The organism is uncultured Jannaschia sp. (genome assembly GCF_947494025.1).
Taxonomy (GTDB): Bacteria; Pseudomonadota; Alphaproteobacteria; order Rhodobacterales; family Rhodobacteraceae; genus Jannaschia.
In genome coordinates this window covers 1-12819 of the sequence record NZ_CANLTQ010000046.1, presented here as the reverse complement: position 1 = coordinate 12819, position 12819 = coordinate 1, and the positions used below count along the sequence as shown (strand labels likewise).

Genomic DNA, 12819 nt, shown 5'->3' with positions numbered 1-12819 from the left:
CATCGGCGATGCGCGGATGCCGCCCGAGCTGCTGTCGCAGATTTCCGAGGGCGAGCCGGTCGCCTCCGTCACCGCCCTTTCGGGATCATGCTTCGCATGACCCTGCCGGGCAGTGGACGGTGCCTGTGACGGGCGGGCCTGCCGCGATGCCATCGCAGACCGGGGTGCCGACGCGATCATCGCGCCACGCCGCAACGCCAGGCCCTGGAAGAAGGACAGCCCCGGTGCGGCAGGCAGAAACGAGGCGCTGCGTGCCATCAAGCGGCTCGGCCGGACGATCGGGCGCAAGTGGAGCGGATACCATGCGGCATCGAAACCAGGATGAACTGCATGAAGCTCCTGGGTCAGAGGCTCGCCGCACGCGACTTCGACCGCCAGACCGCCGAGCTTCAGATCCGCAGCGCCATCCTCGATCGCTTCACCGCCTTCGGCATCCCCGTCACGCAGCCTGTCGGCTAACCACCAACGGGGAAGGGAAGGGGAAGGGGAAGTCCGGCCTTCACAAGCTTCGTGCAACAAGGCTCCGAGCTCCAAGTCCGCATCGCGATCCTCAACCGCTTCACAGCGATCGGCATCCCCGTCACGAAGCCCGTCGGCTGACATCAAAAGGGAATGGGGGAAGTCAGTCCGTCAAACGATTTGCGCAACAGTGCCCTTCATCCCCAATCCGATCCACCAAATGTCGGGGCTGAACAGCCAGGTCAGCTTCGCAGTCGCATGTCATTAATCTGGCGGCCCGGCCACGAAAAGGCATCGAACCAAAGCGGATCGTTTCGATATGTCAAGTTTGGCGCACGCTCTCCGGCAATGCTCTCGAACTGTGTGGGCACTTATTCCGAGCTTCCGAGCAATTTCCTTGTCCGTAAGACCATCCGCGATCATGCAGCCCACCTTAAGTTCCCGCTGTGTTAGGCGCTGCGCGACCGATCTTTTCGGCACGCTTCTCCCGCTGGCAATGCTGGAGAAAAGAACATATACTTCGTCGCGGACAAAAATACGTCCGGCAACATGTTCCTGTAGGTGCAGCGTGGCGATATAATTCTGATCAGCTTCTGCCCAAACATCCTGGCGGATCGCGAGAATCCGATTCCCGGCGAAATTGAACTCAATGGGAAAGTCTAGTTTTGCCAATCGTACTGAAAATGGGGGTTCCCCGGTCGTTGATGCGGCAAGCGCCGCGTCTAATTTTTGGCCTGATACGGTCATGGTGCTACCGCGGCCCGGCGCGCGACGACATGTAGCCAGTCGTCACCGCCGTTCGGCTCAGCGGCGCGTATATCCAGAATGGCGAACCCTGTCTCACCAAGGGCTTTTTCGATGAAAGCTCGGCTGTGCCACCGCTGCCGGTGCAGTTCCATCAAGCGCGGTACCTTCGGATCCCGGTGCGCGAACTCAATCGCAACGGCGCTGCCTCGACCTTCCGGGTCGATCCGAACACGCCACTTGGATAAGATGGGGCCAATCCGAACGCATTGCGTGCCGCTTATCGCTCCCCTGTTGGCACCTTTCGGAATGAAATCGAATAGAAGCGTTCCTTCTGGTCGCAGACAGGTCGCAAAGCTTCTGAAGGCATGGAGGACGTCGCGTTTCGTGGACAGGTAGTTGATCGTGTCGAAAGTCGAGATCACCGTCGAGACCGGTGGTTTGATCCGGAGGGCGCGCATATCCCCGTGCTGCAATTCCACATCGGTGCCCTTGAGCCGGCGTTCCGCCAGTCGCAGCATCGCTCGCGAGAGGTCTACGCCCACAAGTCGGCCTTTGAACCGCGATAGATATCTCAGGACGCGCCCCGTCCCGCAGCCTATGTCGGCGATGCTGTCCACTTCCACGTTGAACAGCTTTCGGCTTTCTGCGAATGTGTCGAGTAGACTAGGCAACACGGCTTCACCCATCGCTTTGTCATAAATCGCAGCAAAAGCAGAATAGGCAGGTGCACGATGCAGGACTTTAGTCCCAATACTGTCAAACTCTCCGAATGTGTTCTCTTTTAGATCGCCTTGGACGAATTGGGTGCTACCCGATGAACTGAAACTGCCGCCTGATGATAACACGGGTTCGCCTTCGACGCGCGGTAATTTTCCCGAACCGTCTAAGCTACTCACGATTTCGCTCCTCTATTCGCGACGGGGGCGCCGAAGCGGCCCGCGTCCCTGTTTCGCCGCATGGGCCGCTGCGATCAGGCCGGGTGTGAGGCGCACGCCGGCATTGAAATGGCTTGGCGGCGCAAACGGTGCACCCGGTCGGCAGCCCCAAGGACCCTGCGCCGACACGGTTGGGCCGCGCGTGTGGACCCCGATGACGCCCGGACTTCCATCGGCTCGGCTGACCCAGATCGGCGCACCAGACTGGCCTGGGCAGGTGTCCACGCTATAGCTCAACAGGTGCGTGCCGAAGCGGTCGAGCCGTTCCTGATGGGTCCACATTTCGCCCCGTGGTTTGTCGGACGGATAACCGGAGATCGACAGGAGCTGATTGGATCTGATCTGAGCAAGCGTAGCGTTCGACAGGGCCAAGGGCGTGAAAGGCGCGATGCCTGCAAAGGGGCGTGAAAGATGCAGAACACCCCAATCGGATGATGGGACAGGACGACGCATGAAGGCAGGAGGCACATACCAAGACCGCGCCCATTGGCTGCCGAACGGACGTTCGGTGCCGTTTCGGGCGGGAGTGACCAGAATACGCCCGGGGCCACGACCGCGTTTGAGAGAATAGAGACAGTGCCCGGCCGTCAACATCAGGCGTGGCCCGATGAGAAACGCGGTACACCCGCTCAGGCCCCCGGCGCCAAAATCCCGTCCGATGTGGCAGACCGCTGAAAAAGGTTGCATCGTCGTCCGCAAAACTCGCCGTCGCCCGTCGCTTGGGCCGATAACGGCATAATCCGTCCGTTCAGCCAGGCGATCGGCTTCGAGCGGCGCGTATGCAGTACCCCACCTCATCATGCCGTGTCGGGGGCACTGTCGGGATCGGGATCAGGTGCCGTAGTGTCTCCATCCCCCCAATCATTGTCGTCAACCTCGGACTGATCGCCCTCTTCGAGGTCGAATGTGCCATCCCAATCATCATCGTTGGCGGAGTAACCGCGACGTTCCTCCGTCCAAGTCTCACTCTCCTCATCTCCCGGTGCCAGTCGACGGGTCAGTTCATCCAGTAAGATATCGGAGTTTTCGCGTCGTTGGAGCCAGTCGACGGCATTTTTAATGAACGCCTCTTCCTCTGGCGTGAAAAGATCTTTGGACGATATTTTCGTAGTACTGCGTATCGTTCTACGAGCTACAGGGTGAGCGCGAACGACGTTGTCCGGCATGCTTTCGTCGTGCGGCGCATTCGCATCGGTATCTCGGCCACCCCACTCGTTCCTCGAACGGCCAGGCTTATGTCTACTCAGCAGCGCTGAGAGTTCCCGATCGAGCAGGCGTTCGAGTTCCTCCATTGCGTCGTCCGACTTGCGTTTAGCAGACATGGCGAGGCTCCTCCGCTTCAATCTTCGAATGACCAGTTCCGCGCGATCTTGCGATATGCAGCCTTGGGCAATTCGCGCTTCTGCAACAGCGTCTCGTAGACATGCAGCATCCGGTAGTCGGGCGTTCCGGCCGCCATCGGACGTGGAGACACCCGACCGACATGGACGACGTAAGCGTTCATCGCGCTTGGAATCTGCAGGACCCCATTCAGGACCCTCACCGGTGACGAACCGATCTTCGCATGGACCTTGCTTCCGCGCTTGTCGCCGGACATGTGCTTCACTAGGCGGGAGGCTGGCGAAGCGCTGGGGGCCATTCCGATATAGACGGCCTGCGATGGTTTCGCCTCGTGTCCGACCCTGTAGAGCGTCAGGCCCCCCGTTCGGAAGAAATGCCGCACAGTCGAGGGCATCGGGCCGGAATTGCCAGTCACCGTGCGCCATGTCCGATCCAGATCGGCGTTCGAGCGGCCCCGACGGCTCTGGGCGAGATGATGGGCCAGTCTTAGCAAGCGTGGAAGCGAAAGACGGCCCTGCCATCCTTGCCAGCCGGGGAGCGGCAACGCATCTGCGGGGGTGCCGAATCTACGCCCGGCTTCGAACGGTTCTTCTAGGAACCCGCGATGCATGCGGCATTTGCGGCAGCCGCATCCGATATGACGATCGGATGCCACGTCGTGGGAACGAGCGCCTGAAAAGCCGAATCGACCAGCATGGATCGTCATGTCGACAGCCTCCTTCCCGACCGTATGGACCCGACGGGAGCGAGATGCGGCGTCCGCCGCACGAATGTCCGTTCGATCTTGGGTCGAGCAAGACGCCGAATTTCGAGGATCTTCGCCAAGTTCGCTTCGGGGTCGTGCTCAACGGCGATTTCGTTCACAGGACCAGCTAGGAGCGTCGTCACACCGGGGCCGTGTCCCGCCACAGTGCTGTCGGAATGAACCACCACGCCGACCGTCACCTGTCCGCGCATGAAGGACCGGCCGAAGCGGCCGGCCGCATCCATAATGGCGACCATGTCGCCGAAGCGCAGCGACGCGAGCCGGAAGCGCCGCACGATGTCGTCGTCGAAGAGCTGGATATCGTAGTCGCCCCGTGCCGCCGAGGATTTTCCAAGCCCCGATCCCATGAGGGCAGATGGCACCATGTGGGTCACCGGAACCGACAAGCGTCCGCCCCGAACCAAGACACCCCAACGAGTCAGCAGGTCGGGCGAGGCATTCATCACCGTCACTTGATCAAAATCGCGGAGCCGCATGCCTTGGCCGCAGGACGTGACGCGAATCATGTCGCCGATCCGCAGCCGGCGCATGGCCTTTACCGGAAAGTCGGCCATCACGTTCGCAACACCACCATGCTTTCCGGTCACGACGCCCAGGGTGCCGGTGGCCGGACCGGAGACGATCTCGACCTTGTTTCCTACACAGGCGAGCACGTTCAATGCGCGGTTAGCCGCCCCCTTCGTGCTCTCCACCCCTTGGTCGACGGCCCGGAAGGATACGGCAGGCTCCAGATGGTCGGCGGCCAGACCGACGCATCGGTCGCCGATCCGATGGCTGAGGGTAATGCCGCCGGATCCAGGCAGGACGCGAAGGCCGCCATCCTGCCCGAGCCGATAGGCCGAACCCCTGGTGAGTGGCGGGGCGATCCGGCCGATGAGCGAGATGACCGCGATCTCGGTCAGGTTGATGCGCGGGGGCTTGCCGTCGATCTTCATGGCACAAGCTCCGTCCAGACCGCGTGCGCGTCACGCCAGGGATCCCGGGCCGGATCGACCGTCAGGTCATCGGGTTCGAAATCGGCTTCCTCCAGGGCCACGGCCGCGGCCCGCGGTGCGGATATGAAGACGAGGGCGATGCGCGCTCCGCCCGCAAGGGCCATCTCCAGTGGCAACGGCAGGTGATGGCCGAAGGTGGATCTGACAAGCCGATCGGTTGCCGGGCTCTCGGACCGCTTCACACGAAGCCCCGCTCGTTCGAGCAGGGCGCAGAGGTGGGGTGGCGCCTTCGGCCGAGACGTCGTCAGGATTGCTGACGATCTGTCGGACGCGACGGCCAGAAGGGCGGCCGCATCCCGCGCGCAAAGGTCCATCGCGGTCATTTTGCTTGCCGCTGCCTGACGCTCGAGGAAAGATGCGAAAATGCGACTCCGACTCACGCCGCTTTGGGGAAAAGTCGTGGGCAGACGGCTTTCGAAGAGGATGTCGCCCAGCCAGCAGAACCGTTCGAGCAACGTCGTGGCGGTCCAGATATCATGCCATTCCTCGACACGAGTCAGCATCACCTCTATGTCCTCATCGGGACCGGCGAAATCTGCATAGCTCTCCACTTGGAAACGTTGCAGCAGCGACCAGAGCGATTGCACCAACCAGCATCGCCGCTCCGCCGCCAAGGCGAGCGAGACCGTCAACCCGTAGTCGGAGAAGGCCAGTCTCCCGTCGATGACGAGATCGGGCTTGGTGTCCATCGTGGACGCGCGTGCGGGACGATGATGTGTCATCGGTTGGCCTCACATTGCCTTTGCCCTCATGCCGAAGCGCGCTTGCGGTGCGGAAGTCCCACGGACCAGCGCAACTGGTCGCTAATGCCCGGGAAGCGTCGGCCCTCGGCCGTCAGGCGATAGGCGGCGATCCAAGCCTCGGCATAAGCCGCGATGGGGCGGATCTCGGAGCGGAACACTTCGATGTCGACATTCGTCTCGAAATCGTTGGACGCAATGAATTCCAATGCGCGCCGTCCCGCCTCAGCCATTTTGGAGCGCTGAGACAAAGGCGTCTGTCCCTTGAGATGCCGCTGGCTGACTTGTTCGATGACATCCCATTTGTTGTTGGCGTCGAAGCTCTTCATAATGTCCGGTGCCTCGAATAGATCCAGCGCCGTCCGCAGGTACTGTCCGACCTCGTGCGTCAGGGCGAGGATGTTGCCGTAGCTCGCGCGATCGAGCGCGTACCGAAGATCCGTCCCCAACCGCTGTATCGATGCGATGTTGCCGAAGGGGCGGTCGTCGATCTGCTGGCTTCCCTTGATGACTTCGCTCACCGTCAGGTCGCGGGTGTACTGCGCAAGCGAGGACATGAAAGCGACGAACTGGTAGTGAAAGTTCTTGTTCACCACGGCGCCCGCCGGGATCGGTCCGCCGCCGTAGTTGAAGGCGCGCTTATAGGCGATCATCCTGTCGCGTCTGGTGTAGCGAAGCGGTTTCCATTTCTCGAGGATATAGAGACCGCGGGCACCCGGTCCTTGCTGGATTCGCAGGCGGCCGAGTTGGAACAGCTTGCGAAGCGCGTCGACGACCTCGAACACCTTCATCCGCTCGTGCTGGTAGATGTAGTAGAGTTCTGCAGCCGCATGGAGTTGCGAGGGAATGACCGCGGCGTCGAAATCCGGCTTGATCCGATGATAGGGAAGGTCGCCCCAATCCTTCACGCCATCGCTGCCGAAGCCGATGATGTCAGGGAAGGCGAAGCTCTCCTCATCCTCCCCTTCAAGGAGGGATTGGAAGCGGCTCTCGAACTGGCGTTCGAAGGCAGCCTGTTCCTCGGCACTCAGGTTGCCCAGCTCCTCGCGGTAGAACCTCTGGAACAACCGCTTCAGGGTTTCATTCGTCTCGAAGGATGGCATGGCAGGACCTCGGCTTTTGAAACTCGGCGTCAGGCGCCCTTCTGTTCGATCATCCGCTGGGCGATGATCATGACTTCCTCGACCTCCTCGGGAGCGGGAGGTTCTTGCACGTTGTCGGGATCGTCCTGGTGGGCCTTCGCCAGCTCGGCGTGAACGATCTTGGCCGGTTTCCTGTCCTTGTCGGGCTTCACAGCGAGCAGATCCTGGATCGATTCGTATCCGGCCTTCCGCAGGCCCCTTACGCAGACCTCGCTCGCGTTGAACTTGAGCGAGCTCGGACTGATCCCGTACATCAGCACGCGAGGCACCCAGGGATGCAGGAGCCACCGCCGATAGCGATGCCTAGCCTCCAGCGTCTGGAGGCGAAGCTCCTGACACGCCAACCGCTTGTCATGACCGGCGATCCAGTCCGTGAGCAAGGCGACGTCCGTGCCCTGCGCGTCGATCAGGTCTTTCCATCCCTCCTGTCGCGCCACCTTCTCCATGAGGGCGAGAAGGGTCTTCTCCAGCTGGCCGACCTGATCCGACTTGGCGTTGCGGTTTGCGTCCGCGATTGCCTTGAGCCGTCCGTGGATTGCGTTCCTGACTGGCTGCTTCTCGAAGTCGGTCATTGGTTCGACCCTTTCCTATAGTCGGCCGGACGAGGCGACGTTGTGGGCGAAGTCTTCCATCGTGACCTCCAGATCGCGCGGGATCGAGATGTCGACGTCGCGACACGGTTCGTACTCCACGCCCTTCGTAACGCAACGAAGCCGTTCCCGTGCGGCGTCGATAAGGTCGCGCACGACCGGCTTGCCGCCGTTCAAGCCGAAATGCCGGTGGTTGCAGCGGTTCGACATGTTACGGACGATGTCCTCCCATTGCCGCTCGGATCGAAGCTGGCTGCAGAGCACTTCGTCCACGCTCCGGGCCGCCGCGACGTGCGCCGCGACGCTGTTATCGAAATAAGGGAAACCCTGCCCCTGCCGGAAGCGGTCCGCGCTCTCCGCAATCCCCGACAGGGGAGCGACGAGGCTGAGGCCCGCGTCGCGTACGCAGGGGATCCGGTCGAGTTGGTCGTGCGCGGCAAGGATCACGAATTCGAAGGCTGCTGCGGTCAGCAACGAGTCGCTCAGGCCACTAGGCGCCTGCGCGAGGACGTCGATCGATCGGTCGATGTCGTAAAGCGTCTTGCTCCCGATCAGCAATGCCCGCGTGACGTCGCCCTCGCAGGAGCAGCAGCATAAACAATCCAGCGCTTCGGCGAACTGCCCCCTGAAGCGGATCACTTGCAGCAGCAGATCGGTGATACCGTCCGGCTGGCTCGATCCGTAAAGTCCGTAGAAGAGCAGTGGCGGGCGAGCGATGAAGACCAACCGATGGCCCGAACGGGCGGCGCCGAACCCTTCTATGAAGTACTGGATCGCGGCCAGGAAGTTGGTCAGCGGCGGACTCTGTGGCGACGCGACGCCGCTGGCCACGCGCACGAACCGTTCGAGCTGTGCTGTCACCACGACCGAGGTCGCTCCGAGTGCGCGCATCGCGTCCGACGTCTGGCCGGAGGCGAGCGAAATCATCTCGTCGAACGTGTTGCCGAGATAACCCTCGTCGAGAAATGCCCTCAGCTCGGTCGCCCCCTGGTTCTCCAGCGCCTGATGAAGCTGACGCAATGCCGTAAGGCCGCGCGGCCAGCCGCCTTGGGAGTGAGCATCCTGCTTGGATGCCTCCAGATTACGCAGCGCGGCCAGGACCGCTTCGCGGCGGGTCTGCAACTCTGCCGAGGCGGATTGCAGGATGATCGACGTACTCGTCACCCCGCCGGAAGCCAGCGCTTCCCCAGCTTTCACCAGGATCAGGGCGCCCATGTTGTCGCAGCTCTGCGCCAGCCGACAGAACAGGCCCGGCACGCAGCCGGTCATTGCCGCAAGGTAGCGGGCCAGTCGGGCGTAGTCGGTCAGGATGCGCCGCGCGGCAAAAGCGCGGTCCCGCTCGCCTGCTCCGAGCGCCAAGGCCCCCGACGCCAGTCCGGCCCGCGCCGCGCCACGGATCGCGCCGGCCCAGCCGCGCAGCTCGGGTTCGATGTCCTTGAGCTGACTCTCCGTCACCAGCGCGTCGAGATCCCGATCGATATCGGCCCTCGCTTCCGCCATTTCGCGAGTCTCGACCGAGCGGGCCAACGGGCCGGTCGACATGGGTGCGACCATCCGGTTGATACCGGGAAGTCCAGCCCTTTCCCGACGCAGCGCTTCGGCATCTCCACCGAAACGCTTGAGAAGGGCCTCCGCGACCTGTCCCGGATTGCCCGGATCGGTCACGCGGAGCGCCTTACGGAGCACATTGTCGACCGTCACGGTCGTGTTCGACCGGAGGGGGCGTCCTGTGTCGTTGGCTTCGCTCATCGCTCTCACCTTTCTTGTGGCTTAGGCCGCAACGGTGGCGGACCCGAGGACGGGATCGAGGCGCCCGCGCGCCGCGGTGGTCGAAAGATGCCGGATCATGGCATCGGATATGGCTTGGGCCGGAGCGCCCATCGTCAGCGCGAAGCGACTGGCGCTGACCAGGTGTCTCGGGGGAAGGTCCGGGGTGCGGCCGTGAGCCAGCATGACCGCACCGCGCCGGATGCGCGCCTCCTGATCACGGGTGAAGGGGATGACGTCGACAAGGGCACGCTGCGCGAGGTTGCGGCGTGGCTGAAACGCGATCTCGTCGACCACGGCCGGAATAATACGATTGACGCTGGTCAGAAGTGGACGCGGCATCCGCCCCATACGACCCGAACCGTAGAGGTCGCGCCAGACCTCCTGCGCCTTCGCTGCGTCTGTCGGAAAGCGGAGGCGGCGCATCATCTCGGCCAGGATGAAGGCGCGCAGGTAGCCTGTTGGATGCGCTCCACCCGGCTTGTAGGTCAGCGCTTTGGGTCCGGGATGCGCGAGGAAGTCCATCATGCCCCAAGCCGAGGCAGTGCCACCCAAGCAGATCGCTGCGAGGTCGGCGAAGATCTCCTTGTGCCAGCGCCGGTAGGTCGCCGCCACCAAGGGGCTTGTCCGGTCCCGCGCCAGCCGAGCGGTCACGGCGTCGCGGTTCTCTTGCCAGATGCCCAGATCGGCTTGGAGGTTGTGCGCCACCTCGTGCAGAAAGACCGACTGCCACGGATTATCCCGGTCCCACGGTATCCGGATCACCGGAAAGGGGTTGGCCTCACCCAGAAGTCGCGAAAGCGCCACCCCCCGCCGCATCGTGGCCGGGGAATAGCCGTGCTCCATGTAGGTCAGGGGACGGAGTATCCTGTGGTCGAAGACCATGGGCGCATGCTCAAGCACGGCCTCGTAGCAGTCCACCGCGATTGCGTCGTGCGCGGCCAGGGCCGGCGCGAAAGACGTCGCGCGCTGTGAGAAGATCTCGAACAGCATTCCGAACGTGCGGCGTGCCCGATCCACCTCCCGTTCCGCGAGGGCGATGGAGACCATCACCTCACGTGGATGGGCAGCGGCAGCATGCGCATTCAGGATGGCGATCCGTTTCACGATCCGCTTGTCGATCGAGGCAAGGCGACGGTTCGCGGACCTGAAATGCGCGGGGCTAGGAGCGAACCCCGCGAACTTCTCGGACAGACCCACGCGCAGGGGCGTCAGCGTACTTAGCCGGCGCGACCGCGCGACAAGGGCACGGACTTTGGCGTCAGTGAACTGCCTGGTGGCGACGGCTGGGCGCATGGATCAGGCCTCTCTTCTGATGGTGCCGTTCTCAGGCAGCGGTGATCGTGATCCGGGCAGGCCCGGGGATTACGTAACTTCTTCCGCTCCCCCTGCTCGGCCTCGCGACACTGGCTTTCTTGACCTGCGCCATTGCCTTGCGCTTCGGCTTTGCCAGCTTGCGCGTCAGAGACGTGCTGCGCGCCACCTTCTGCGCGCTCGCCTTGACAAGCTTCGGGCGGATCGATGTCGGCGTCCCCTTGCGGACGGCCTGCCTCGTGGTGGCTTTGACAATCGGGCTGATTGCGCGGATCGCCTTAGGCCCTTTTGCGCGAACGAGGGTCTTGGCCGCGCTCTTGACATCTTTGATGGCCTTGACACGCGCGGACTTGCTCATTCGTTTACCTTTGGATTTCAACACCGCACGGGCACCGATCGTGGCGACGATCGGAAGGGCGCGGGGGTCGCGTGCAGCGAGTTCCGCGAAGGCTTCGAGCGCCTCCTCCTCGCTTGCTCCTTCCATGCGCAGACGTCCGAGGAGCTTCGCGGCCTTCGCCCCCATCTGTGCATAGGGGTGTGGTATCTTTGACAGGATTGGCCCCGCGACGCGGGCGATCTTGCCAATGACCGGCGCCGCCTTCCTGACGCCACGCTTGACCTTCCCGGCAATCTTCTTGGCGGCTTTGAACAGCCTGCCGAAGAACTCGTCCTCATCCTCCGCAGCCAAGGCGTACGCGAGCATCTCGTCCATGGAGTCTTCGTCGAACTCGTCGTCGTCGAACTCGTCGTCGAATTCGTCACCGTCGTCGTCGAACGCGTCGTCGTCGTCGTCGAACTCGTCGTATGCGCTCATGGCATCGAGTTCGTCGTACTCGTCGAACTCGTCGAACTCGTCGAACTCGTCGTCGAACTCGTCGAAGTCGTCTTCGTCGAATTCATCGCCGAAGGCGTCCGAAGCGCCTTCCGCCTCATCGTAGGCAAAATCGTCGAACATGTCGTCCTCGTAGAGAGCCATTTCGGCACTCCTTTCTGGCTGCAAATCGAAAGGCCGCTCGGGGCCGGTGGTCCGCGCGCCGTTCGGCAGTCGGGCCCATGCGCTCAGCGTGAACTTGTAAACGAAGCCGAACAATCCCGTCTGGTTTGGTGCCCCGAACAAGGCCCATCGATCCGGGTGCCCCTTCTTGGGTCCTCGGAAACGGGGACGTACGCCGGTAGTGCCAGAGCCGTTCTCGGTGGCTTGTTACCAAGCGTTGATTTGCATCGAAGTGGCATTGTTGCAGAATTCACGCCCGAGGCGTGTTTTCCCCTTACTCCGACCTTGTTGCCCAGAGCCTGCCCGGGATTCGCTTCGCGGATCGAGCGGCAGAGCCGGGTGGCCTGTCCGAGGCCTGATCCGACCCGCGACCGCATCCTGAACGGGTCCGCCGACGATGCGTCGCGGCCGTAAGCGTGGAACGCTGACCGTCCGCCGACCGGCAGTGCGTTGCGCAGCGATGTCACGAGAGGTCGGCTCGACCCATCGACGTCTTGGCACGCGGCGCCTTCGGACCCGCGCGGCGGCCAGCCGATATACGCCGCCGCCGGCGGTCAGGCGTGTCTAACCGTTACCCGGCAGGGCCTCCCGCAGCGATGTCCTGAAGGGGATCGAGGTGCTGTTCGGATCGCCGCGGCGGACCACCGGCGTCGTCACCCGCTGACCGAGCCTCGCGGGGCTCGACCGGTCGGCGTCCTTCGTCGGACGATCCTTCCACCGGAAGGCTCGCCGATGCTCCTCGGTCCCGAGGCTGTGCCGGCGGCGGAAGACCCCGACGGTGCAACGGCCCCGCCGGGGTGGCGGCGGCCCGTTGCACCTGCCTGTCCCCTTCCGGGTCAGGCAGGTGCCATGCCCGCCGGGCAACGGGCAGCACGGGCATCGAAGTCCGGGGCGACGGCGAACGGCATGCGCGCAAGCGGGGCGCGCAAGCGCGTCCAGCGCAAAGTCCACATTGAACTGATGTGGTGGATGCCCCCGCCCCTGGAGCCGGCCGGCGTCGAGTATGTCAGGACGGTTCTATAGAACCAT

At 63.0% G+C, this 12819-nt stretch carries 13 protein-coding genes and 1 pseudogene; 1 reads left to right on the top strand and 13 read right to left on the bottom strand.

Features of this window, described 5'->3' with window-relative positions:
* Positions 1-459 (top strand): annotated as a pseudogene (locus Q1B08_RS19990) (transposase); the annotation flags it as partial.
* A 264-nt stretch (positions 460-723) separates the two neighbouring features.
* Here Q1B08_RS19990 and Q1B08_RS22165 read toward each other — a convergent pair.
* The 13 genes from Q1B08_RS22165 to Q1B08_RS19935 all read right to left on the bottom strand — a co-directional run.
* Positions 724-1206, bottom strand: a complete 483-nt coding sequence (locus tag Q1B08_RS22165; RefSeq protein ID WP_366140074.1) for a helix-turn-helix transcriptional regulator — start codon at positions 1204-1206, stop codon at positions 724-726.
* Positions 1203-2102 (bottom strand): class I SAM-dependent methyltransferase, encoded by a 900-nt coding sequence (locus Q1B08_RS19985; RefSeq protein ID WP_299822762.1) that lies wholly within the window; start codon positions 2100-2102, stop codon positions 1203-1205. The genes Q1B08_RS22165 and Q1B08_RS19985 overlap by 4 nt, the downstream gene beginning before the upstream one ends.
* Before the next feature lie 12 nt (positions 2103-2114).
* Positions 2115-2828, bottom strand: coding sequence for a trypsin-like serine protease (locus Q1B08_RS22160; protein ID WP_366140073.1), 714 nt, complete (start codon positions 2826-2828; stop codon positions 2115-2117).
* Between the two features lie 110 nt (positions 2829-2938).
* Positions 2939-3463, bottom strand: a complete 525-nt coding sequence (locus tag Q1B08_RS19980) for a hypothetical protein (protein WP_299822759.1) — start codon at positions 3461-3463, stop codon at positions 2939-2941.
* A 17-nt stretch (positions 3464-3480) separates the two neighbouring features.
* Positions 3481-4188 carry a hypothetical protein gene (locus Q1B08_RS19975; RefSeq protein ID WP_299822757.1) on the bottom strand — a complete coding sequence of 236 codons (708 nt, stop codon included), beginning with the start codon at positions 4186-4188 and terminating at the stop codon, positions 3481-3483.
* Positions 4185-5183 (bottom strand): DUF4438 domain-containing protein, encoded by a 999-nt coding sequence (locus Q1B08_RS19970; RefSeq protein ID WP_299822755.1) that lies wholly within the window; start codon positions 5181-5183, stop codon positions 4185-4187. Before Q1B08_RS19970 ends, Q1B08_RS19975 begins: the two co-directional genes overlap by 4 nt.
* Positions 5180-5965 carry a hypothetical protein gene (locus Q1B08_RS19965; RefSeq protein ID WP_299822752.1) on the bottom strand — a complete coding sequence of 262 codons (786 nt, stop codon included), beginning with the start codon at positions 5963-5965 and terminating at the stop codon, positions 5180-5182. Before Q1B08_RS19965 ends, Q1B08_RS19970 begins: the two co-directional genes overlap by 4 nt.
* A gap of 26 nt (positions 5966-5991) precedes the next feature.
* Positions 5992-7086 (bottom strand): hypothetical protein, encoded by a 1095-nt coding sequence (locus Q1B08_RS19960; RefSeq protein WP_299822749.1) that lies wholly within the window; start codon positions 7084-7086, stop codon positions 5992-5994.
* 29 nt (positions 7087-7115) lie between these two features.
* Positions 7116-7697 (bottom strand): hypothetical protein, encoded by a 582-nt coding sequence (locus tag Q1B08_RS19955; RefSeq protein ID WP_299822746.1) that lies wholly within the window; start codon positions 7695-7697, stop codon positions 7116-7118.
* Between the two features lie 15 nt (positions 7698-7712).
* The gene (locus Q1B08_RS19950; protein ID WP_299822743.1) at positions 7713-9464 is read right to left on the bottom strand and encodes a hypothetical protein; all 1752 of its coding nucleotides are present in this window, start codon (positions 9462-9464) and stop codon (positions 7713-7715) included.
* Positions 9465-9485: 21 nt separating this feature from the next.
* Positions 9486-10778, bottom strand: coding sequence for a hypothetical protein (locus tag Q1B08_RS19945; RefSeq protein WP_299822741.1), 1293 nt, complete (start codon positions 10776-10778; stop codon positions 9486-9488).
* A 31-nt stretch (positions 10779-10809) separates the two neighbouring features.
* Positions 10810-11772 carry a hypothetical protein gene (locus Q1B08_RS19940; RefSeq protein ID WP_299822738.1) on the bottom strand — a complete coding sequence of 321 codons (963 nt, stop codon included), beginning with the start codon at positions 11770-11772 and terminating at the stop codon, positions 10810-10812.
* Positions 11773-12626: 854 nt separating this feature from the next.
* The coding region (locus Q1B08_RS19935; protein ID WP_299822736.1) for a hypothetical protein at positions 12627-12819 on the bottom strand (193 nt) is incomplete at its 5' end.

What these genes read in the sequence shown, in the direction of transcription:
- Q1B08_RS19945 (WP_299822741.1), bottom strand. Translation starts at nt 10,778, where the DNA reads ATGCGCCCAGCCGTCGCCACCAGGCAGTTCACTGACGCCAAAGTCCGT.
- Q1B08_RS19955 (WP_299822746.1), bottom strand. Translation starts at nt 7,697, where the DNA reads ATGACCGACTTCGAGAAGCAGCCAGTCAGGAACGCAATCCACGGACGG.
- Q1B08_RS19965 (WP_299822752.1), bottom strand. Translation starts at nt 5,965, where the DNA reads ATGACACATCATCGTCCCGCACGCGCGTCCACGATGGACACCAAGCCC.
- Q1B08_RS19940 (WP_299822738.1), bottom strand. Translation starts at nt 11,772, where the DNA reads ATGGCTCTCTACGAGGACGACATGTTCGACGATTTTGCCTACGATGAG.
- Q1B08_RS22165 (WP_366140074.1), bottom strand. Translation starts at nt 1,206, where the DNA reads ATGACCGTATCAGGCCAAAAATTAGACGCGGCGCTTGCCGCATCAACG.
- Q1B08_RS19960 (WP_299822749.1), bottom strand. Translation starts at nt 7,086, where the DNA reads ATGCCATCCTTCGAGACGAATGAAACCCTGAAGCGGTTGTTCCAGAGG.
- Q1B08_RS19950 (WP_299822743.1), bottom strand. Translation starts at nt 9,464, where the DNA reads ATGAGCGAAGCCAACGACACAGGACGCCCCCTCCGGTCGAACACGACC.
- Q1B08_RS19975 (WP_299822757.1), bottom strand. Translation starts at nt 4,188, where the DNA reads ATGACGATCCATGCTGGTCGATTCGGCTTTTCAGGCGCTCGTTCCCAC.
- Q1B08_RS22160 (WP_366140073.1), bottom strand. Translation starts at nt 2,828, where the DNA reads ATGCAACCTTTTTCAGCGGTCTGCCACATCGGACGGGATTTTGGCGCC.
- Q1B08_RS19980 (WP_299822759.1), bottom strand. Translation starts at nt 3,463, where the DNA reads ATGTCTGCTAAACGCAAGTCGGACGACGCAATGGAGGAACTCGAACGC.
- Q1B08_RS19970 (WP_299822755.1), bottom strand. Translation starts at nt 5,183, where the DNA reads ATGAAGATCGACGGCAAGCCCCCGCGCATCAACCTGACCGAGATCGCG.